The sequence below is a fragment of the Pseudomonas sp. JAI115 genome, assembly GCF_014200835.1.
GTDB classification, from domain to species: Bacteria; Pseudomonadota; Gammaproteobacteria; order Pseudomonadales; family Pseudomonadaceae; genus Aquipseudomonas; species Aquipseudomonas putida_A.
The window spans coordinates 103,377-123,507 of sequence record NZ_JACHCY010000011.1; the positions used below are offsets into that span (position 1 = coordinate 103,377).

Here is a 20,131-nt window from a genome sequence, read left to right on the forward strand (position 1 = left end):
GGAGCGAGCCTGCTCGCGAAGGGCGCGACTCGGCCTCAAGCCTGGCGATTGGCATACATCCGACACTCCGCCAGCAACGCCAGCAAATTCGGATCACGCTCCTTGGCCTTCAAAAACACCACGCCAATGTGCTGCTGCAAGCGGTACTTCTCCTGCAACGGAATCAGCTTCACCCGGTTCTCGTACACCGCCGCAATCCTTCCCGGCAGCAACGCATAACCCACCCCCGAGCTGACCATGCTCAGCAGGGTGAAGATGTCGTTGACCTGCATCGCCACCTTCGGCTCGAACCCCGCCTGCTTGAACACCCGAATGCCGTCCTGATGGGTGGCGAAGCCTTGGGTCAGGGTGATAAAGGTTTCATCGCGCACTTCCGCGAGATCAACTTCCTGACGCTGGGCGAATCTTGAGTCTGCCGGCGTGGCGAGGAAAATGTCGTCGGAAAACAGCGGGATCTGCTCGCAGTCCGGGTCGCTGACCGTGTCGTCCAGCGACACCAGAATCGCGTCGACTTCCATGTTCTTCAGCTTGTAGAGCAGGTCGATATTCGAGCCGAGGATCAGGTCGATGTTGAGTTCGCTGCGACGGATCTTCAGGCCCATGATCAGTTGCGGTACGGTTTTCACTGTCAGCGAATACAGCGAGCCAAGTTTGAAGCGTTCAGCGGAGAATCCGGCGGCCTCGCGGGTCAGGCGCACGCTTTCGACCACGTCCTGAATCAGCTTCTGCGCGCGTTCTTCGAGCACGTAGGCGCTTTCCAGTGGCGTCAGGTTGCGCCCTTCGTGCTTGAACAGCGGGCAGCGCAGGGCGCTTTCCAGCGAATGGATTGCCCGGTGCACGCTGACATTGCTGGTCTGCAACTCGACAGCGGCGCGCGCCAGGTTGCCGGTGCGCATGAAGGCGAGGAACACCTCGAGTTTTTTCAGGGTCAATTCTTCGTCGATCAGCATGGCGCGGACTCTTTTTGGTATCGACCGATTGTGCCCAATTACCGTGGCGTGCGCAGGCTGGTGTTGAACAGAAACATTGCGCTTTTACGCTCAAGGCCCGAGCCTTGCGCGTTGCGGTAACGAATCTTGAGGTGAGCGACACATGTATCACGGGGAAAAACTCAACGCCTGGACGCATCTGGTCGGGGCAGTGGCCGCATTTATCGGCGGCGTGTGGATGCTGGTGATTGCCAGCCTCGACGGCAGTCCGTGGAAAATTGTCAGCGTGGCGATCTACGCCTTTACCTTGCTGGTGCTCTACAGCGCCTCGACCGTGTACCACAGCGTGCGCGGGCGCAAGAAAGCGATCATGAAGAAGGTCGATCACTTTTCGATCTACCTGCTGATCGCCGGCAGCTACACGCCGTTCTGTCTGGTGACGCTGCGCGGGCCGTGGGGCTGGACGTTGTTCGGGATTGTCTGGGGGCTGGCGCTGATCGGCATCCTGCAGGAGATCAAACCACGCTCCGAAGCGCGAATCCTGTCGATCGTGATCTATGCGGTGATGGGTTGGATCGTGCTGGTGGCGGTCAAACCGTTGATTGCGGCGTTGGGCACGGCAGGGTTTGCCTGGCTGGCGTCGGGCGGGGTGTTGTACACCGTGGGCATTATCTTTTTTGCCCTGGATCACCGGTTACGGCATGCGCACGGGATCTGGCATCTGTTCGTGATCGCCGGGAGTCTGCTGCACTTTGTGGCGATTCTGTTTTATGTCCTCTAACTGAAATTGTCCCCAATCTCCCACATTAGATTGTGTTCCCACATCAGACTTGTGCCGAGTGCAGGTTATTGAGTTGTTGTTCAGCTCGCTGACTGAAAATCTGCAGCAGATCGTTGAGCGTATGCGGTGGTGGCTCGCTGGCGCGGGTCACGGCGTACAAAGTGATCGGCAGTGGCGGGGCGAGGGGGCGGAGGGTGGTGGTTGCCACAGAGGCGCCCAGTGCGGTGAACGGATCGATCACCGCGACGCCGGCGCCGGACTCGACCATCGCCCGTGCCAGCGAATAGGTCTGCACGGCAATCCGCACCCGTGGCGGTGGCTCCACCGCTTCCAGATAGCTGTCGAGCCTTGCCGCCAATGGATCGGCGCTGGATAAACCAATCAGCGGCACATCCGCAAGCGCCATCAGTGGCAGCGGTTTGCCGACGTCTGCCGGCGGCCAGAAGTCCTTTGGCGCCAACGCCACCAGCACCCCCGCCGCCAGCGGCTGCGCTTTCAGCCCCGGGTGATCCGGCAACTGCAACGTCAGGGCCACGTCCACTTCGCGCATCAGCAGGTTCTGCATCAACTCGCGGCTGTGGGCACTGGACAGTTCGCAGGCGATGTCCGGGAATTGCGCCGTCCATTGCCGGATCGCCGGTGGCAGCAACGACAGGGCCAGCGCAGGCGTCGCGCCGATCCGCAGGCTGTGGCCGGGTTCGCGGCGCAGGCTCTGTGCCAGGCGCCGCACGCCCTGCAGACTTTCCGTGACCTTGTCGACTTCGCGCTCCAGCTCCAGCGCTTCCGGGGTCGCCTGCAATTTACCGCGCACCCGCAGAAACAACGGAAAGCCCAACTGCTGCTCGGCGTGCTGCAGCACTTTGGTCACCGCTGGTTGCGAGACGTGCAGCAATTGCGCAGCGGCGCTGACCGAGCCGGTCTGGCGGATGGCCTGGAAAATCTCGATGTGGCGAAGGCGCATGGCGAGTCCATAACCTTTGTTTATAGGTCTGGCATCTTTATTCATTGTTCGGCGCCTGTCACCTCACCCTAACCTCAGCCTCGTCTTCACATAGAAATAGGGACGGACATGGCTCAGCGTGTGTGCATCATCGGCGGCGGCGTGATCGGGTTGGCAACGGCCTATGCGCTGGTGCGCGACGGTTTCGAGGTGACAGTGGTCGAGGCGCGGCAGTCGCTGGGCAGCGAAACCAGCTTCGCCAACGGCGGCCAGTTGTCCTACCGCTATGTGGCGCCGCTGGCCGATGCCGGCGTGCCGTTGCAGGCGATCGGCTGGATGCTGCGCGGCGACTCACCGCTCAAGCTGCGCCCGCGTCTGGACCCGGCGCAATGGCGCTGGATGGCGTCGTTTCTCGCCGCCTGCCGAACCTCGGTCAACCGCGAAAACGCGGCGCATCTGTTGCGTCTGGCGCTGTTCAGCCAGAGCACGCTGAAACGCTGGCGCGAGGATGACGGACTCACCGGTTTCAACTGGCGGCGCAACGGCAAACTGGTGACCTTCCGCAATGCCGCCAGCTTCGACCATGCGCGCAAGGGCCTGGCCGATCCGCAGCAACAACAGGTGTTGTCCGCCACCGAATGTGCGCAACTGGAACCGGCCTTGACCAAGGCGCCATTTGTGGGAGCGATCTACACGCCGGATGAAGAAGTCGGCGACTGTCACGCCTTTTGCCAGCAGTTGGCGGTGCGATTGAAGGCGTCGGGCCGCTGCGAGTTTCGTCTCGGTCAGGCAGTCACCGGCATTCGTCACAGCCACGGCGCCGTCACCGCCATTGAGCTTGGCGACGAAACCCTGCCGGTCGACCAACTGGTGATCGCCGCCGGGCACCGAAGCTCTTTGCTGGCGCTGCCCGGCCTGCACGTGCCGCTGTATCCGCTGAAGGGTTACAGCCTGACCGTGCCGATCGGCAACGGGCATCGGGCGCCGGACGTGAGCATCACCGACTACGACCGCAAGATCGTCTACGCGCGCATCGGCGAACAGTTACGCGTGGCGGCGATGGTCGACATCGTCGGTTTCGACCCGGCGGTAGATCCCGAGCGGTTGGCACTGATCAAGCGCCAGGCCTGCGACACACTTCCCGATGCCGGCAATTACGACGCGGCTGTGGAGTGGGCGGGCATGCGCCCGGCCACCCCAACCGGCGTACCGCTGCTGGGCGCCACGGCGTATCGCAATCTGTGGCTCAACCTCGGCCACGGCGCGCTCGGTTTCACCCTGGCCTGCGGCAGCGGGCAGTTGCTCAGCGAACTGATCGGACAGCGGCGTACATCCATTGATCTGCACGGCTTCAATCCCCGTGCGGCGTGACGGATTCTGCTAAAACACCCCAACCACAACGGAGAATAACAATGCAAAAAATCACGTTGCTCGGCTGCACACTGGCGCTGTTCATCGGCGCCCAGGCGCAGGCCAATGAAGTGCCGCTGACCGGCGCGCTTGGCAAGATCGCCAGCGCCAACAGCATCACCCTGGGCTATCGCGATGCGTCGGTGCCGTTCTCGTATGTGGGCGATCACACCGGGCAGCCGATGGGGTATTCGGTGGAGCTGGCGGGCAAGATTGTCGAGCGGATCAAACAGCAACTGGCGTTGCCGGAGCTGAAGGTGAAGTACAACCTGGTGACGTCGCAGACGCGGATTCCGCTGGTGCAGAACGGCACGGTTGATCTTGAGTGCGGCTCCACCGGGGTGACGGCCGAGCGGCAGAAACAGGTCGCGTTCTCCTACGGTTTCATCTATGTCAAAGGGCAGTTGCTGACCGCAAAGGACAGCGGCATCCACAGCTTCGATGACCTGCGCGGCAAGAACGTGGTGACCACCGCCGGCACCACCAACGAGCGCTATCTGAAGAGCTACAACCTCGACCACAAACTGAACATGTTCGTGATCAGCGCCAAGGATCACGGCGAGGCGTTCCAGATGCTGCAGTCGGGACGGGCAGCGGCCTTCTACATGGACGACGCATTGCTCTACGGCGAGCGGGCCAAGGCGCGGGACCCGCACAACTGGGTCGTGGTGGGGGAGGAACAATCGCGGGAAATCTACAGCTGCATGGTGCGCAAGGATGATCCGCAATTCCTCGCGCTGGTGAACGACGCGCTGGCCGATCTGTACAGCTCGGGGGAGATCAACGGGATTTACCGTAAGTGGTTCGAACAGCCGATCCCGCCGAAAGGCTTGAACCTGGAGTTTCCGATGACCAGCGAGTTGAAGGCGATCATTGCCAGGCCAGTCAGTGATCCGGTGGAGTGACAGTCAGACCGAGGGGAAGCTCTTCGCGAGCAAGCCCGCTCCCACAATAGTTCTCGGGTGTGCACAAAATTTGTGCTCACTTGAAATCCAATGTGGGAGCGGGCTTGCTCGCGAAGAGGCCCTAGAAGTCACCCCAAAGCTGCTGAGCCACCGCCAGTGCAACCACCGGCGCAGTCTCGGTACGCAGCACACGTGGGCCGAGGCGGGCGGCGTGGAAGCCGTTGGCCTTGGCTTGCTCGACTTCGGCGTCGGACAAGCCGCCTTCGGGGCCGATCAGGAACGCCAGTGTCGCAGGCTTGGCATGGCTGACCAATGGCTCGGCCACCGGGTGCAGCACCAGTTTCAGTTCGGCTTCGGTTTGCTTCAGCCAATCGGCCAGCAGCACCGGCGGATGAATCACCGGCACCCGCGAGCGACCGCACTGCTCACAGGCGCTGATCGCCACCTGGCGCCAGTGCAGCAGGCGTTTGTCGGCGCGTTCGTCCTTCAGGCGCACTTCGCAGCGGTCGCTGAAGATCGGGGTGATTTCCGTCACGCCCAGCTCGGTGGCTTTCTGGATCGCCCAGTCCATGCGTTCGCCACGCGACAGGCCCTGGCCGAGGTGGATCTGCAGCGGCGATTCAATCTGCCCGGCTAACTGCTCGTCGATCTGCACGACGACGCGTTTCTTGCCGACTTCCACCAGCGAGCCGCGAAACTCATGGCCGGAACCGTCGAACAACTGCACCGCATCGCCCTCGGCCATGCGCAGCACGCGGCTGATGTAATGCGCCTGGGCTTCCGGCAGCTCGTGTTCGCCGGTGCTCAGGGGGGCGTCGATAAAGAAGCGGGACAGTCTCATTTCGGGTCTCTGGAAAGATATGAATCAGTTGGATCGGTGTCGACTTCATTCGCGAGCAGGCTCGCTCCCACAGGGAAATGCATTCCAGGGTGGGAGCGAGCCTGCTCGCGAAAGCGGCAGTTCAGGCGCCACAAATTTTCAATCAGCCCGGATCGCGGAACCCCGGGTGGAAATCCTTCGGCACCGCGACGCTGACGCTGTCCCGGGTGGCGATGTCGATGCCTTCGCTGGCGACTTCGGCGAGGAAGTCGATCTGCTCCGGGGTAATCACGTACGGCGGCAGGAAATACACCACGCTGCCCAGCGGGCGCAGCAACGCGCCACGCTCCAGCGCATGCTGGAACACCTTCAAACCGCGACGTTCCTGCCAAGGGTAGGCCTCTTTGCTGGCTTTATCCTTGACCATTTCGATCGCCAGCACCATGCCGGTCTGCCGCACTTCGCTGACATTCGGGTGATCGACCAGATGCGCAGTGGCCGAGGCCATGCGCCGGGCCAGTGCCTGGTTGTTCTCGATGACGTTGTCCTGCTCGAAGATATCCAGGGTCGCCAGCGCCGCCGCACAGGCCAGCGGGTTGCCGGTGTAGCTGTGCGAATGGAGGAAGGCGCGCAGGGTCGGGTAGTCGTCGTAGAACGCGCTGTAGACCTCGTCGGTGGTCAGGCACGCCGCCAGTGGCAGGTAGCCGCCGGTCAGGGCCTTGGACAGGCAGAGGAAGTCCGGGCGGATACCGGCCTGCTCACAGGCGAACATGGTGCCGGTGCGGCCGAAGCCGACGGCGATTTCGTCGTGGATCAGGTGCACGCCGTAGCGGTCGCAGGCTTCGCGCAGCAGCTTGAGGTACACCGGGTGATACATGCGCATGCCGCCGGCGCCCTGAATCAACGGCTCGACGATGACTGCCGCCACGCTGTCATGATGTTCTGCCAAGGTCTGTTCCATGGCGGCGAACAGGTTGCGCGAATGCTCTTCCCAGCTCATGCCTTCGGGGCGCAGGTAGCAATCGGGGCTGGGCACCTTGATGGTGTCCATCAGCAGCGCTTTGTAGGTCTCGGTGAACAGCGGCACGTCGCCGACCGCCATCGCTGCCATGGTTTCGCCGTGGTAGCTGTTGGTCAGGGTGACGAAGCGTTTCTTGTTCGGCTGGCCGCGGTTGAGCCAGTAGTGAAAGCTCATTTTCAGCGCGACTTCGATGCAGGACGAACCGTTATCGGCGTAGAACACCCGATTCAGGCCTTCCGGGGTCATCTTCACCAGACGCTCGGACAGTTCGATCACCGGTTGATGGCTGAAACCGGCGAGGATCACGTGCTCCAGCTGATCGACCTGATCTTTGATGCGCTGGTTGATGCGCGGGTTGGCGTGGCCGAACACGTTGACCCACCAGGAGCTGACGGCGTCGAGGTAGCGCTTGCCTTCGAAGTCTTCGAGCCAGACGCCTTCACCGCGCTTGATCGGGATCAGCGGCAGCTGTTCGTGGTCTTTCATCTGGGTGCAGGGATGCCACAGCACCGCGAGGTCGCGTTGCATCCACTGGTTATTCAGGCCCATTTACAGTCTCCTCGAGGCGGCTCGCGTCAGGCGCGGGCAAACAATCGCGCAAGCCTATGCAATGCATCGCGCCGGGACAACCCATTGCGTCGATTGAGCTACTTTGTATGGGCCGATAGACGTCGCTGGCGGCGTTTTGATGGCTGACGTATTCTTCGCGGTTCTTTGGGTCGTCTGACCCGCAAAACTGCTTTTTTCCTACGTGTATTTCCGGAGTTCGCTGAATGTCTGTCGGTTGGCTGCGCGCCTGTGCGCTGGTGATGTTGGGGCTGTTCAGCGTTACGGCGCTGGCCAAGGATAAAACCGCAATCGTGATCGGCGGCGGCCTGTCGGGCCTGACCGCGGCTTACGAGCTGCAGAACAAGGGCTGGCAGGTCACGCTGCTCGAAGCCAAGCCGAGCCTGGGCGGTCGCTCGGGCATGGCCACCAGCGAGTGGATCGGCAACGACAAGACCCAGCCGGTGCTGAACAAATACGTCTCGACCTTCAAGCTGAGCACCACGCCAGCCCCTGAATTCGTGCGTACACCGGGTTATCTGATCGACGGTGAATATTTCTCCGCTGCCGATCTGGCGACCAAGCAGCCGGCCACCGCCGATGCCCTGAAGCGCTACCAGAAAACCCTCGACGATCTGGCGCGCTCGATCGACGACCCGCAGAACCCGGCCGCGACCAATACCCTGCATGCACTGGACCAGATCAACGTCTCGAGCTGGCTCGACAAGCAGAACCTGCCGGCCACCGCGCGTCAGCTGATCAACCAGGACATCCGCACCCACTACGACGAGCCTTCGCGTCTGTCGCTGTTGTATTTCGCTCAGCAGAACCGCGTCTACCGTGGCGTCTCTGACCGCGACCTGCGCGCCTCGCGTCTGGTCGGCGGCAGCCAGGTGCTGGCCCAGGCGTTCGTCAAGCAGATCAAGACCATCAAGACCAACTCGCCGGTTTCCGCGATCACTCAGGACAAGGACGGCGTGACCGTCAAGGTCGGCAGTGTTGGCTATCAGGCTGACTACGTGGTGCTGGCCGTGCCGCTGCGCGCGCTGAACAAGATTGCGCTGACCCCGGCACTGGACGCTCAGCACCTGGCCGCGATCAAGGGCACCAACTACGGCTGGCGCGACCAGATCATGTTGAAGTTCAAGACGCCTGTGTGGGAAAGCAAGGCGCGCATGTCCGGTGAGATCTACAGTAACGCCGGCCTCGGCATGCTCTGGATCGAGCCGGCGCTGAAAGGTGGCGCCAACGTGGTGATCAACCTGTCCGGCGACAATGCCCGCGTGATGCAAGCGTTCGGCGACAAGCAGATGGTCGATCAGGTGCTAATCCGTCTGCACGCGTTTTATCCACAGGCCCGTGGCTCGTTCACCGGTTATGAAATCCGTCGCTACAGCACCGACCCGTCGATGGGCGGCGCCTACCTGGCTTACGGCCCGGGCCAGATCAGCAAGTTCTGGCGCATGTGGGAGCGCCCACTGCAACGCGTAGCGTTTGCCGGCGAACACACCGACACCCTGTACCCGGGCACTCTGGAAGGCGCGCTGCGCACCGGTCAGCGTGCGGCCAGTCAGGTTGAAGACCTGGCTGCCGGCAAGTCGTTTGAACCGGTCAAAGTGGTTCCGGCCGCAGCAGCGGCAGGCGCGGCGGGTGCCGTGGCGGCGAAGAAGGGCAACTTCTTCAGCAACCTGTTTGGCGGTTCGGATGACGAGAAGAAGCCAGAACCTGTGAAGGCGCCTGAGCCGGCTCCAGCACCGGTCACTCCAGCGCCTGCACCGGCTCCGGCACCTGCGCCAGCTCCGGTGGAAGCGCCGAAACCAGCGACCCCGGTGAAGGCTGAACCGGCGAAGAAAGCGGCGGCCAAGCCTGCAGCGAAGAAGCCTGCAGCGAAAACCGACGCGAAGAAACCTGCAGCGAAGAAGGCTGAGCCGGCGAAGAAGCCAGCGGCGAAACCTGCGACCAAGCCCGCAGCAGCTCCGGCGGCAACGACCGATACCAAGGCGCAGTAAGCCTTGCGGTGAATGAAAAAAGCGCGGCGTTTATGCCGCGCTTTTTTTTGCCTGTCAGATCGCTTTCGCGAGCAGGCTCGCGAAGGGCTCGCTCAGACAACGCAATTCCATTGTCTGGCAACAACATCCCGCCACACTTTTCCCGCTTAATCTTTCCTTAACAAGCCACTTACAGACTCTTGATCGTATTTCTCGATATTTCAAAGCAAAATTTTCCGCTTTAATTCGATAGATAACTCGCTAGTCTTGGTTCGCAGTTCTCACAGGATTTGGGCAATGCAGCTACGTAACTCTGCTTCACGCTATGGTTGGGTCAGCATCTTCATGCACTGGGGCGTGGCGCTGGCGGTCTTCGGGCTGTTCGCGCTGGGTCTGTGGATGGTGGGGCTGGATTACTACAGCAGCTGGCGCAAAGACGCGCCGGATCTGCACAAGAGCATCGGTCTGGTGCTGCTGGGTGTGATGGTGTTGCGGGTGTTGTGGCGCTTTATCAGCCCACCGCCACCGACGCTGCAAAGCTACAGCCGCATGACCCGCATCGGCGCCAAGTTCGGCCATGGGTTTCTGTACCTTGGGCTGTTCGCTGTGATGCTTGCCGGTTACCTGATTTCCACCGCAGACGGTGTCGGTATCCCGGTGTTTGGCCTGTTTGAAGTTCCTGCACTGGTTTCCGGGCTACCGGATCAGGCAGACACCGCTGGGGTGATTCATCTCTGGCTGGCATGGGCGCTGGTAATTTTTTCCGGTCTCCATGCGTTGGCAGCATTGAAGCACCACTTTATCGATCGTGATGCGACCCTCACTCGAATGCTCGGTCGCAAAGCCTGAAATTCAACCTCGACTCAAAGGAAAAGAAAGCATGTTGAAAAAGACTCTGGCCGCTCTGGCAATCGGTTCGGCCGTACTGTCCGCGAACGTGATGGCTGCTGATTACACCGTCGACAAGGAAGGCCAGCACGCTTTCGTCGACTTCAAGATCAGCCACCTGGGCTACAGCTACATCACCGGTACCTTCAAGGACATCGACGGCAAGTTCAGCTTTGACGCCGCCAAGCCTGAAGACAGCAAAATCGAATTCAACGTGAAAACCGCCAGCGTGTTCACCAACCACGCCGAGCGCGACAAGCACATCTCCAGCAAAGACTTCCTGGATGTGGGCAAATACGCTGACGCCAAGTTCGTCTCCACCAGCGTCAAATCCACCGGCAAGAACGCCGATGGCAAAGACACTGCCGACGTGACCGGCGACCTGACCCTGCACGGCGTGACCAAGCCAATCGTGGTCAAGGCTGTGTTCCTTGGCGAAGGCAAGGATCCATGGGGCGGCTACCGTGCCGGCTTTGAAGGCACCACCAGCATCAAGCGCTCTGATTTCGGCAAGATGATGGATCTGGGTCCACAGTCCGACAAGGTCGACCTGTACATCTCGTTCGAAGGTGTGAAAGCGAAGTAATTTTCGCCGCCATACAAAAACGCCCCCGGTCGTAAGGCCGGGGGCGTTTTTTATTGCCTGCCACGCCCCTTGTGGAAGCGAGCCTGCTCGCGAAAGCGGTCATTCAGTCAACATCATTGCTGACTGATCCGCCGCCTTCGCGAGCAGGCTCGCTCCCACAGGGGATATGCAGTGATTCAGGGATATTCGTGACGGCAATGAAAAATGCCCCGGCTCTTTCGAACCGGGGCATTTTTCATTGCCGCGATAACTCAGCGATTGCGGGTCAGCAAGGCTGGTTTTTCACCGCGCGGACGGGTCGGCAGTTGATCGAGCTGCTCAGGTGTCGGGAAGCGGTCTGCCTTGGACTCCTTGTGCATGATCTTAGGCCCGGTGCTGCGCGGGTTCTGCACGGCCGGTTCGGCGCGTTGCTGATCATCGCGAGCCGGGCGGCGGTTGCGCGAGGACTCGTCACGACGGCCCTGGCCATCACGCGGAGCACCGTTGCGCGGGCCGTTGCGTTTGCCCGGTGGGGTGCCGGTGCTCGAACCGTTGCTGTTACGCGGGCCGTTCTGGCGACCTTGCGACTGACCGCCGCGTGGAGCGCCTGCACCTGCGCCCTGAGCTGGCGCGCCTGGACGGCGACCACGGCCACCGGCAGGAGCAGCTTTTGGCACGTAATCAACGCGGTTACCGAAGTTATCGATATCGTCGTCGAGGAACTCGTCCGGTGCACGATCAGCCGCAGCGCGTGGTGGCTGGCTCGGACGCTGTTCGCGGGCCGGGGTGCCTTCACGTGGTTTCTGCTGACGGGCAGGGCGCTCGCCGCGTTCGCCGGCGGGTTTTTCCTTGCCCTTGTCTTTGCCTTTGTCCTTGCGACCGCCGCCACCACCGCCGCCATTCGGACCGTCGCCACGCGGGCCACGGGAGTTGCGCGGGTTGCGCATGTCCGGACGCTCACGGGCTTCCGGCTTCTCGGCTTCAATAGTGCTCGAATCGAAGCCCATCAGGTCGCCGTCGGCGATTTTCTGCTTGGTCATGCGTTCGATGCTTTTCAGCAGTTTTTCTTCGTCCGGGGCCACCAGCGAGATCGCTTCGCCCGAACGCCCGGCGCGGCCAGTACGGCCGATACGGTGCACGTAGTCTTCATCGACGTTTGGCAGCTCGAAGTTGACCACGTGTGGCAACTGGTCGATGTCCAGACCGCGCGCGGCGATGTCGGTCGCGACCAGGATGCGCACTTCACCGGCCTTGAAGTCGGCCAGGGCTTTGGTGCGGGCGTTTTGGCTCTTGTTACCGTGGATCGCCACAGCCGGCAGGCCGTGTTTGTCCAGGTACTCGGCCAGACGGTTGGCGCCGTGCTTGGTGCGGGTGAACACCAGTACCTGTTCCCAGGCACCGGCGGTGATCAGGTGCGCCAGCAGGGCACGCTTGTGGCTGGCCGGCAGACGGAACACGCGTTGCTCGATGCGCTCGACCGTGGTGTTCGGCGGTGTGACTTCGATGCGTTCCGGGTTGTGCAGCAGCTTGCCGGCAAGATCGGTGATGTCTTTGGAGAACGTCGCCGAGAACAGCAGGTTCTGACGCTTGGCCGGCAGACGCGCGAGGACTTTCTTCACGTCGTGAACGAAGCCCATGTCGAGCATGCGGTCGGCTTCGTCGAGCACGAGGATTTCGACGTGGGACAGATCGACACTGCCCTGGCCGGCGAGGTCGAGCAGACGACCCGGGCACGCGACGAGGACGTCAACGCCACGGGACATGGCCTGGACTTGCGGGTTCATGCCGACGCCACCGAAGATGCAGGCGCTGACGAATTTCAGGTCACGGGCGTAGATCTTGAAGCTCTCGTGTACCTGGGCCGCGAGTTCGCGGGTCGGGGTCAGGACCAGTACGCGCGGTTGGCGCGGGCCATGACGCTGGGATTTGTCCGGGTGACCGTTGGGGAACAACCGCTCCAGGATCGGAAGGGCGAAACCGCCGGTTTTACCGGTACCTGTCTGTGCCGCAACCATCAGGTCGCGACCTTGCAACACGGCGGGAATGGCCCGCTGTTGCACCGGAGTAGGCTCGGTATAGCCCGCATCTTCGATGGCACGGACTAAAGCCTCGGAGAGACCGAGGGAAGCAAAGGACATGAGTAATCCTGTTTTAGTTAGGGCTTGGCCCAATGGGAGTCTTGCCTGGCGCGAATCGCGTTTAAGAGGACGCGATCCCGTCCGGTCCTGCTGCGGTTCCGAAGGCACGTCAGGAGCGCTCGCGCGGGCTGAAAGCTGCGCTGTAGCGGGTCGAGAGGCCTGTTACGGTTCCGGGCGTCCGGGCGTGAGCCTGGCGGGAACGCCGGAGTATAACAGAGCAATCACTGCGCGCTGCTTTCCTGCTGCTCAACGGTTTTGCGGCTGGCCGAAGCATTGCCCAGCGGCACGGCATCGACCGGTGCTGCGCCGTAACGTGCGCTGAGCTCGGCGTAGGCCGGTTCGCGCTTGAAACGCTTGAGCTCGGCGCCGAAACGCGCCACCAGCAGATCCATCCCGGCATTGCGTCGAACAGCCAGATATTGGCTCTGACGGCTGATGACCGTGGGGTTTTCGGTGATTTGATCGCGAATATTCAGTTGATCGAGCAAATGCTGACCCACGCGGCGATCGGTGATCAGCAAGTCGATGCGTCCGCGCAGCAGTTTGCCGAAGTTGGCTTCGTGGGTCGGTGCCGGTTCACGGGTAAACAGTGTCGACTGACTGAAATCCGGGCTGTACAGATAGCCCGGCGAAGTGCCGATGGTCAGGCCTTTGAGGTCTTCGAGCTGGCGGAACGGATGGGGACGGTCGTTGGCGTAGAACATCACGAACTCGACGTCCGACAGCGGTTCGATGGGGTAGAGCAGGGTGGCGTCGCGCTCGTCGCTGTGAAAGATGTCCAGTGCGCCGTCGGCCTGGCCGGTCTCGAGCATCGACAGGCAGCGCTTCCACGGCAGGAACTGCCACTCGACTTCGATTCCCAGACGCTTGAACACGATGGCGGTGGTTTCGTAATCCAGCCCGAGGTTCTTGCCATCCTCTTCGTAGACGTAAGGCGCCCACGGCTCGGTGACAATACGCAGCTTCTCGCCCCGAGCGGCAAAGCTCAGGCAAGCAAAAACCAGCACGGTGAGTAACTGCGCGAAAAAAGGCATGGCTTGAGATTACGACGAGAAACGCGAAAGAGCCAGAAAGTGCCTGCACAAGCTCTAATTCGGGGATTCAAAAGCAAAAAATCGCAGCAACGACACCCCTGTAGGAGCTGCCGAAGGCTGCGATCTTTTGATCTTTCTTTTAGTGCTTAACGTGGCAGCTTCAGGTTATTCCAGATCGCCAGACTAGGCTCAGCCTGGTTCATGGAATAGAAGTGCAGCCCTGGTGCGCCACCTTGCAGCAGGCGTTCGCACATTTCGCTGACAACTTGCTCGCCGAAGCGCTGAATGCTCTGGCTGTCATCGCCGTAGGCTTCCAGTTGCTTGCGGATCCAGCGCGGAATTTCCGCACCGCAGGCATCGGAGAACCGCGCCAGCTTGCTGTAGTTGGTGATCGGCATGATCCCCGGCACGACTGGAATATCCACGCCCAGCGCCTGCAAACGGTCGACGAAGTAGAAGTAGCTGTCGGCGTTGAAGAAGTACTGGGTGATCGCGCTGTCGGCGCCGGCGCGGGCCTTGCGCACGAAGTTGGCGAGATCGTCTTCGTAATTGCGCGCTTGCGGATGCATCTCCGGGTAAGCGGCAACTTCGATGTGGAAATGATCACCGGTTTCTTCACGAATGAATTCAACCAGTTCGTTGGCGTGACGCAGCTCGCCGCTGGTCATGCCCATGCCGGACGGCAGGTCACCGCGCAGCGCAACGATGCGCTTGATGCCGGCCGCCTTGTACTCGTTCAGCAGGCCGCGCAGGTCGTCCTTGCTGTCGCCGACGCACGACAGGTGCGGGGCGGCCGGTACTTTGACTTCGCTTTCCAGTTGCAGAACGGTGTTGAGGGTGCGATCACGGGTCGAACCACCAGCGCCATAGGTGCAGGAGAAGAAGTCGGGGTTGTACGTTGCCAACTGACGGGCAACGTTGAGCAGTTTTTCATGCCCAGCATCGGTCTTGGTCGGGAAGAACTCGAAGCTGTAGCGACGGTCTTGGGACATGGGAAATACCCTTGGAAACACGAAGCCTGTGAGGCTTGCACCGCCCATGTGGGAGCGGGCTTGCTCGCGAAAGCGGCGGGTCAGGCAACATCAATGCTGAATGACAGACCGCTTTCGCGAGCAAGCCCGCTCCCACAGGGAGAGCAGGCCGCCGCGTCAATCAGTAGCGGTAAGCGTGCGGCTTGAACGGGCCTTCGACGGTGACGCCGATGTAGTCAGCCTGTTGCTTGGTCAGTTGAGTGACCACGCCGCCGAAGCCGCGCACCATTTCCAGGGCCACTTCTTCGTCGAGTTTCTTCGGCAGTACTTCAACGGTCAGACGCTCGGCTTTCTCGGCTGGCGACAGGTCGGCGTACTTCTGGCCGAACAGGAAGATCTGCGCCAGTACCTGGTTGGCGAACGAACCGTCCATGATGCGGCTCGGGTGACCAGTGGCGTTGCCCAGGTTCACCAGACGGCCTTCGGCCAGCAGGATCAGGTAGTCGTCGTTCTGCGCGTCGAAAGCGCCCGGGCCGGTACGGTGGATTTTGTGGACCTGTGGCTTCACTTCTTCCCACGCCCAGTTCTTGCGCATGAAAGCGGTGTCGATTTCGTTGTCGAAGTGACCGATGTTGCAGACAACAGCGCGCTTCTTCAGGGCTTTGAGCATGTTCGCGTCGCAAACATTGACGTTACCGGTGGTGGTCACGATCAGGTCGATCTTGCCCAGCAGCGCTTTGTCGATGCTTGCTTCGGTGCCGTTGTTGATGCCGTCGATGAACGGCGAAACCAGTTCGAAACCGTCCATGCAGGCCTGCATGGCGCAGATCGGGTCAACTTCGGAAACCTTGACGATCATGCCTTCCTGACGCAGGGACTGGGCCGAACCCTTACCCACGTCACCGTAACCGATGACCAGCGCTTGCTTGCCGGACAGCAGGTGGTCGGTGCCGCGCTTGATCGCATCGTTCAGGCTGTGACGGCAGCCGTACTTGTTGTCGTTCTTGGACTTGGTCACCGAGTCGTTGACGTTGATCGCCGGGATCTTCAGCTCGCCCTTTGCCAGCATGTCCAGCAGGCGGTGAACGCCGGTGGTGGTTTCTTCGGTCACGCCGTGAACGCGGTCCAGCACCTGTGGGTACTTGTCGTGCAGCAGCTGAGTCAGGTCGCCGCCGTCGTCGAGGATCATGTTGGCGTCCCATGGCTGGCCATCTTTCAGGATGGTCTGCTCCAGGCACCACTCGTACTCTTCTTCAGTCTCGCCTTTCCAGGCGAAAACCGGGATGCCGGCGGCAGCGATGGACGCAGCGGCCTGATCCTGAGTCGAGAAAATGTTGCAGGACGACCAGCGTACTTCGGCACCCAGGGCAACCAGGGTTTCGATCAGCACGGCAGTCTGAATGGTCATGTGGATGCAGCCGAGGATTTTCGCGCCCTTGAGCGGCTGCTCGGAGGCGTACTTGCGGCGCAGACCCATCAGGGCCGGCATTTCCGACTCGGCGATGATGGTTTCGCGACGGCCCCAGGCAGCCAGGGACATGTCGGCAACTTTGTAATCGTTAAAATCTGCAGGCGTGATAACAGCGCTCATGAAGAGCCTCCATTCGTAATGTATGCGAATGGGCGCCGTTGTGCGTTTAGTGTCCGGCCGTGGCCAGTCAACGCCCCATCCGAGCCTGACAGGTTGATCCTGCTGCAGCGCCCCTCGGACAGGTGGCGGGAAAACGGTAGCAGGTGAACGTTACCATTTTGAAACGGGGGCGATTATAGCCGTCTAGACTGATCTTCCAAAGGGTTTCTGTCGGCCAGATGAAGATCGCTAATAGCGACCATAGTAGAAGGCTCATGGAGCCTGACCGCCCGGTCTGCCAAGATGGCGCCATCTTTCGGCAAACGCTCAGGAGTGAACATGAATTTCCACACCCGCAAATGGGTAAAACCCGAAGACCTGAACCCCAACGGCACCCTGTTCGGCGGCAGCTTGCTGCGCTGGATCGACGAAGAGGCGGCGATTTACGCGATCGTCCAGTTGGGCAATCAGCGCGTGGTGACCAAGTACATTTCCGAGATCAATTTCGTCAGCGCCTCGCGCCAGGGCGACATCATCGAGCTGGGCATCACCGCCACCGAGTTCGGCCGCACCTCGATCACCCTGACCTGCGAGGTTCGCAACAAGATCACCCGCAAGAGCATCCTCACGGTCGAGAAGATGGTCTTCGTCAACCTCGGCGAAGACGGCCTGCCGGCGCCGCACGGTCGCACCGAGATCAAGTACGTCAAAGACCAGTTCAAGGAAGATGAGCTCGTTACCAAGTGACATTGGCGGTGGCTTCATCGCGAGCAGGCTCGCTCCCACATGGAATGCGTTGTACCTGTGGGAGCGAGCCTGCTCGCGAATGCGGTTGTGCATGCACCGAAGATTTATCCGGTCACTGAACAGCCAGGAACCGCAGGGGTCGTAGCTAAAAGCCCCCCACCCGGTTCCCACGCCATGACCACCCCGACAGACGGCAAGACCCCAAACCTCTCGACCGACGAACAACACGAAGTCGAGAAAAACCAGCCGCCCCGCGCGGCGGTTCTGCATGAAATCATCCGCACTCAGGGCGATCAGGAACTGGAGCGCAGCATCGCTGCATTGTGGTGGTCGGCGCTTGCTGCCGGGTTGACCATGGGCCTGTCGCTGATGGGCATGGGCCTGCTCAATTCGCGCCTGCCCGAGGGCGACGAATTCAAGGTCATCGCCAGTTTCGGCTACTGCGCCGGTTTCCTCGCGGTGATTCTCGCCCGCCAGCAGCTGTTCACCGAAAACACCCTGACCGCCGTTCTACCGGTGATGACCAAACCGACCCTGAAAAACTTCGGCCGGCTGATACGCTTGTGGGGCGTGGTCCTGTTCGGCAATTTGTGCGGGACGATTCTGGTGGCGTACGTGATGCTTGAGCTGCCGATCTTCGACAGCAAGACTGATCACGCCTTCCTTGAAATCGGCCGCAAGGTCATGGAAAACCACGCCAGTCAGATGTTTGCCAAGGGCATCGTTTCCGGCTGGATGATCGCCACCATGGTCTGGATGATCCCGTCCATGGAGAGCGCGAAGATGTGGATCATCATCCTCATCACCTACCTGATGGCGCTGGGCGACTTCACCCACATCGTGGTCGGTTCGGCGGAAGTGTCGTATCTGGTGTTTGCCGGCGAGCTGCCGTGGAGTGATTTCTGGATGGTGTTTGCCGGGCCCACGCTGGCGGGGAACATCATCGGCGGCAGTTTCATCTTCGCCCTGATCAGCCATGCGCAGATCCGCAGCGAGAGCGGGGCGCCCAAGACGGATAAACCAGACTCCGGCAAACCCCGCGAAGATCAATCCGACAGCAAGCCCCGATAGTTTCAGGCCTTGAACGGCGGGCTGACCGGTTCTGTCGTCGGTTCGCTTTCAGGTGCCTTGAGCTGCCCCTCCCAGCGCGCTATGACCAGCGGTGCCAGTGCATTGCCCAACACGTTGAGCGCGGTGACCGGCATGTCCATCAAGCGGTAGACGCCGGCGATGATTGCCACGCCTTCCACTGGCAAACCGGCGGTGGTCAGGGTCGCTGTGAGTATGATGAACATGAAACCCGGCACTCCCGCCGCGCCCTTTGACGTCAACACCATGATCAGCACCAGCATGGCCTGATCCGCCAGACCCAGATCAATCCCGTACGCCTGGGCGATAAACAGCGTGCCCAGTCCCGCGAACAGCGAGGCGCCATCAAGGTTGAACGAGTAACCCAGTGGAATGACCATGCTAGTGATCGGGCGCGGAGCGCCATACTTCTCCATTTTCTCGATCAGTTGTGGCATCACCGTGGCCGACGCAGCACTGCTGTAAGCCAGTATCAATTCACTGCGTATTTCCCGAATCAGGTGGAAAAAGCGAATGCCGGCCATCCGCGCCACCAGCCCCAGCACGCCCAACGCGAAGAGCAACACCGCGACGTAAGTGATGCCGATCAGCTTCGCCAGCGGCAGCAACGCGCTGAGGCCGAAGCTGGCCACGGTGACCCCGATCAGGCCGAAGATGCCGATGGGTGAATAGTGCATGACCAGATGCGTGACCTTGAACATGGTGTCCGATACCGCCTGAATCACGGCGATCAATGGCGCCTTCTGCGGCTCGGGCAGCATCGATAGGGCACAGCCGAACAGGATGGCGAAAAACAGCACGGAGAGCAGCTTGCCCTGAGACATGGCCAGGACGATGTTGTCCGGCACGATGTTCACCAGAGTTCGGCCCAGGTTCTGTGTTTCTCCCGTATTCGCCAGACCAATGGCCGGTGATTGCAGGGTGCTGCTGAAGTCCGCGCCGGCGCCGGGCTGGAAAACATTGCCGACGATCAGTCCGAAGACGATGGCAATGCTGGTGATGGTAAAGAAATAAACCAGCGTCTTTATCCCGACCCGGCCCAATGCCCTGGTGCTGCCTGCCCCGGCGATGCCGACGACCATGCACGCAAAGACCAACGGTACGACGATCATTTTCATCAGCCTGATGAACAGGTCACCGGCCGGTTGCAGCAGATTGTCGATGAACCAGATCTTGTGTTCGGGAAACTGGTTGAGAAGGATGCCGACGATTATTCCGGCTGCCAGCCCGAGCATGATGCGGGTGACCAGACTGGTGGGTTTCCTGGTAGTCATGATGTGCCCCTTTTGTTGTTGTGTTTGTTGGGGTGAAGCTCAGTGTGCGAAGAGACCGTCGAAGTCCTTGAAACCCTTGACCTCGATCGGATTGCCGCTGGGATCGAGAAAGAACATCGTGCGCTGTTCGCCGGGTTCGCCGGCGAAGCGGATCACCGGAGGGATTTCAAACGTTGTGCCGAGGCGGCTCAAACGATCAGCCAGCTCCAGCCACTCCTCCAGCGGCAGGACGACGCCAATGTGCGGCATCAATACTTTGTGATCGCCAACCTGGCCGGTACGGGTCGTGGTGAAGGGCGTGCCCACGTGAAGCGAGAGCTGATTGCCGAAAAAGTCGAAGTCGACCCATGTCTCGGTACTGCGGCCTTCGGTGCAGCCCAACACATCTCGATAAAAAGTCCGCGCCTGTTCCAGGTCGCAAACATGGTATGCAGCGTGAAAAGGTCTGTTCATGCGATGTCCCCAAGTGAAGGAGCGCTCAGGGTAAACAGACCGTGCGGCGGGGCATAACGACT

At 60.9% G+C, this 20,131-nt stretch carries 18 protein-coding genes and 1 riboswitch; of the genes, 8 read left to right on the top strand and 10 right to left on the bottom strand.

Going from position 1 to position 20,131, the window contains the following annotated elements; genetic code table 11:
* Nucleotides 1-35: 35 nt before the first annotated feature.
* Nucleotides 36-950: a LysR substrate-binding domain-containing protein gene (locus HDC30_RS21730; protein ID WP_108184070.1), complete on the bottom strand. Its 915-nt coding sequence runs from the start codon at nucleotides 948-950 to the stop codon at nucleotides 36-38.
* Nucleotides 951-1,092: 142 nt separating this feature from the next.
* Here HDC30_RS21730 and trhA point away from each other — a divergent pair, with 142 nt between their 5' ends.
* Nucleotides 1,093-1,710, top strand: a complete 618-nt coding sequence (gene trhA, locus HDC30_RS21735) for a PAQR family membrane homeostasis protein TrhA (protein WP_007964065.1) — start codon at nucleotides 1,093-1,095, stop codon at nucleotides 1,708-1,710.
* A 43-nt stretch (nucleotides 1,711-1,753) separates the two neighbouring features.
* On the opposite strand, the gene HDC30_RS21740 is transcribed toward trhA, so the two are convergent.
* A complete protein-coding gene (locus HDC30_RS21740) occupies nucleotides 1,754-2,671 on the bottom strand; it encodes a LysR family transcriptional regulator (RefSeq protein WP_027610598.1) in 918 nt (305 codons plus the stop codon).
* A 108-nt stretch (nucleotides 2,672-2,779) separates the two neighbouring features.
* On the opposite strand from HDC30_RS21740, the gene HDC30_RS21745 reads away from it, so the two are divergent.
* Both HDC30_RS21745 and HDC30_RS21750 read left to right on the top strand, forming a co-directional pair.
* Nucleotides 2,780-4,021, top strand: a complete 1,242-nt coding sequence (locus tag HDC30_RS21745) for a D-amino acid dehydrogenase (protein WP_183784849.1) — start codon at nucleotides 2,780-2,782, stop codon at nucleotides 4,019-4,021.
* Between the two features lie 41 nt (nucleotides 4,022-4,062).
* On the top strand, nucleotides 4,063-4,965 hold the full coding sequence (locus HDC30_RS21750; protein ID WP_134784859.1) for a transporter substrate-binding domain-containing protein: 903 nt from the start codon (nucleotides 4,063-4,065) through the stop codon (nucleotides 4,963-4,965).
* A 121-nt stretch (nucleotides 4,966-5,086) separates the two neighbouring features.
* On the opposite strand, the gene HDC30_RS21755 is transcribed toward HDC30_RS21750, so the two are convergent.
* Both HDC30_RS21755 and HDC30_RS21760 read right to left on the bottom strand, forming a co-directional pair.
* Entirely contained in the window at nucleotides 5,087-5,806 is a 720-nt protein-coding gene (locus HDC30_RS21755; protein ID WP_183784851.1) for a 16S rRNA (uracil(1498)-N(3))-methyltransferase, read from the bottom strand.
* A gap of 142 nt (nucleotides 5,807-5,948) precedes the next feature.
* Nucleotides 5,949-7,355, bottom strand: coding sequence for an adenosylmethionine--8-amino-7-oxononanoate transaminase (locus HDC30_RS21760; RefSeq protein WP_183784853.1), 1,407 nt, complete (start codon nucleotides 7,353-7,355; stop codon nucleotides 5,949-5,951).
* Between the two features lie 224 nt (nucleotides 7,356-7,579).
* Here HDC30_RS21760 and HDC30_RS21765 point away from each other — a divergent pair, with 224 nt between their 5' ends.
* The 3 genes from HDC30_RS21765 (at nucleotide 7,580) to HDC30_RS21775 (ending at nucleotide 10,814) form a co-directional block, all read left to right on the top strand.
* A complete protein-coding gene (locus HDC30_RS21765) occupies nucleotides 7,580-9,361 on the top strand; it encodes a flavin monoamine oxidase family protein (protein WP_183784855.1) in 1,782 nt (593 codons plus the stop codon).
* Between the two features lie 276 nt (nucleotides 9,362-9,637).
* Nucleotides 9,638-10,189, top strand: coding sequence for a cytochrome b (locus tag HDC30_RS21770; RefSeq protein WP_096795741.1), 552 nt, complete (start codon nucleotides 9,638-9,640; stop codon nucleotides 10,187-10,189).
* Nucleotides 10,190-10,220: 31 nt separating this feature from the next.
* Nucleotides 10,221-10,814, top strand: a complete 594-nt coding sequence (locus HDC30_RS21775; RefSeq protein ID WP_096795740.1) for a YceI family protein — start codon at nucleotides 10,221-10,223, stop codon at nucleotides 10,812-10,814.
* A gap of 251 nt (nucleotides 10,815-11,065) precedes the next feature.
* Here HDC30_RS21775 and HDC30_RS21780 read toward each other — a convergent pair whose 3' ends face one another.
* The 4 genes from HDC30_RS21780 to ahcY form a co-directional block, all read right to left on the bottom strand.
* Nucleotides 11,066-12,931, bottom strand: a complete 1,866-nt coding sequence (locus tag HDC30_RS21780) for a DEAD/DEAH box helicase (protein ID WP_095137511.1) — start codon at nucleotides 12,929-12,931, stop codon at nucleotides 11,066-11,068.
* A 221-nt stretch (nucleotides 12,932-13,152) separates the two neighbouring features.
* Nucleotides 13,153-13,965 carry an ABC transporter substrate-binding protein gene (locus tag HDC30_RS21785; RefSeq protein WP_123588961.1) on the bottom strand — a complete coding sequence of 271 codons (813 nt, stop codon included), beginning with the start codon at nucleotides 13,963-13,965 and terminating at the stop codon, nucleotides 13,153-13,155.
* Nucleotides 13,966-14,111: 146 nt separating this feature from the next.
* Nucleotides 14,112-14,957 (bottom strand): methylenetetrahydrofolate reductase [NAD(P)H], encoded by an 846-nt coding sequence (metF, locus tag HDC30_RS21790; RefSeq protein WP_003229047.1) that lies wholly within the window; start codon nucleotides 14,955-14,957, stop codon nucleotides 14,112-14,114.
* Between the two features lie 160 nt (nucleotides 14,958-15,117).
* The gene (gene ahcY, locus HDC30_RS21795; protein WP_027610609.1) at nucleotides 15,118-16,527 is read right to left on the bottom strand and encodes an adenosylhomocysteinase; all 1,410 of its coding nucleotides are present in this window, start codon (nucleotides 16,525-16,527) and stop codon (nucleotides 15,118-15,120) included.
* Nucleotides 16,528-16,550: 23 nt separating this feature from the next.
* Nucleotides 16,551-16,649: riboswitch (S-adenosyl-L-homocysteine riboswitch) on the bottom strand.
* Between the two features lie 196 nt (nucleotides 16,650-16,845).
* On the opposite strand from ahcY, the gene HDC30_RS21800 reads away from it, so the two are divergent.
* Together HDC30_RS21800 and HDC30_RS21805 are read left to right on the top strand one after the other, a co-directional pair.
* Nucleotides 16,846-17,253, top strand: coding sequence for an acyl-CoA thioesterase (locus HDC30_RS21800; protein WP_003229043.1), 408 nt, complete (start codon nucleotides 16,846-16,848; stop codon nucleotides 17,251-17,253).
* A 174-nt stretch (nucleotides 17,254-17,427) separates the two neighbouring features.
* Nucleotides 17,428-18,324, top strand: coding sequence for a formate/nitrite transporter family protein (locus HDC30_RS21805; protein ID WP_183784857.1), 897 nt, complete (start codon nucleotides 17,428-17,430; stop codon nucleotides 18,322-18,324).
* A 2-nt stretch (nucleotides 18,325-18,326) separates the two neighbouring features.
* Here the strand turns inward: HDC30_RS21805 and HDC30_RS21810 are convergent, their stop codons facing one another.
* Both HDC30_RS21810 and HDC30_RS21815 read right to left on the bottom strand, forming a co-directional pair.
* The gene (locus tag HDC30_RS21810) at nucleotides 18,327-19,616 is read right to left on the bottom strand and encodes a cation:dicarboxylate symporter family transporter (protein WP_245223408.1); all 1,290 of its coding nucleotides are present in this window, start codon (nucleotides 19,614-19,616) and stop codon (nucleotides 18,327-18,329) included.
* Nucleotides 19,617-19,655: 39 nt separating this feature from the next.
* On the bottom strand, nucleotides 19,656-20,069 hold the full coding sequence (locus tag HDC30_RS21815; protein WP_027610613.1) for a VOC family protein: 414 nt from the start codon (nucleotides 20,067-20,069) through the stop codon (nucleotides 19,656-19,658).
* Nucleotides 20,070-20,131 lie beyond the last annotated feature (62 nt).

Coding starts and splice junctions, on each gene's coding strand:
- HDC30_RS21730 (WP_108184070.1), bottom strand. CDS start 950: ATGCTGATCGACGAAGAATTGACCCTGAAAAAACTCGAGGTGTTCCTC.
- trhA (WP_007964065.1), top strand. CDS start 1,093: ATGTATCACGGGGAAAAACTCAACGCCTGGACGCATCTGGTCGGGGCA.
- HDC30_RS21740 (WP_027610598.1), bottom strand. CDS start 2,671: ATGCGCCTTCGCCACATCGAGATTTTCCAGGCCATCCGCCAGACCGGC.
- HDC30_RS21745 (WP_183784849.1), top strand. CDS start 2,780: ATGGCTCAGCGTGTGTGCATCATCGGCGGCGGCGTGATCGGGTTGGCA.
- HDC30_RS21750 (WP_134784859.1), top strand. CDS start 4,063: ATGCAAAAAATCACGTTGCTCGGCTGCACACTGGCGCTGTTCATCGGC.
- HDC30_RS21755 (WP_183784851.1), bottom strand. CDS start 5,806: ATGAGACTGTCCCGCTTCTTTATCGACGCCCCCCTGAGCACCGGCGAA.
- HDC30_RS21760 (WP_183784853.1), bottom strand. CDS start 7,355: ATGGGCCTGAATAACCAGTGGATGCAACGCGACCTCGCGGTGCTGTGG.
- HDC30_RS21765 (WP_183784855.1), top strand. CDS start 7,580: ATGTCTGTCGGTTGGCTGCGCGCCTGTGCGCTGGTGATGTTGGGGCTG.
- HDC30_RS21770 (WP_096795741.1), top strand. CDS start 9,638: ATGCAGCTACGTAACTCTGCTTCACGCTATGGTTGGGTCAGCATCTTC.
- HDC30_RS21775 (WP_096795740.1), top strand. CDS start 10,221: ATGTTGAAAAAGACTCTGGCCGCTCTGGCAATCGGTTCGGCCGTACTG.
- HDC30_RS21780 (WP_095137511.1), bottom strand. CDS start 12,931: ATGTCCTTTGCTTCCCTCGGTCTCTCCGAGGCTTTAGTCCGTGCCATC.
- HDC30_RS21785 (WP_123588961.1), bottom strand. CDS start 13,965: ATGCCTTTTTTCGCGCAGTTACTCACCGTGCTGGTTTTTGCTTGCCTG.
- metF (WP_003229047.1), bottom strand. CDS start 14,957: ATGTCCCAAGACCGTCGCTACAGCTTCGAGTTCTTCCCGACCAAGACC.
- ahcY (WP_027610609.1), bottom strand. CDS start 16,527: ATGAGCGCTGTTATCACGCCTGCAGATTTTAACGATTACAAAGTTGCC.
- HDC30_RS21800 (WP_003229043.1), top strand. CDS start 16,846: ATGAATTTCCACACCCGCAAATGGGTAAAACCCGAAGACCTGAACCCC.
- HDC30_RS21805 (WP_183784857.1), top strand. CDS start 17,428: ATGACCACCCCGACAGACGGCAAGACCCCAAACCTCTCGACCGACGAA.
- HDC30_RS21810 (WP_245223408.1), bottom strand. CDS start 19,616: ATGACTACCAGGAAACCCACCAGTCTGGTCACCCGCATCATGCTCGGG.
- HDC30_RS21815 (WP_027610613.1), bottom strand. CDS start 20,069: ATGAACAGACCTTTTCACGCTGCATACCATGTTTGCGACCTGGAACAG.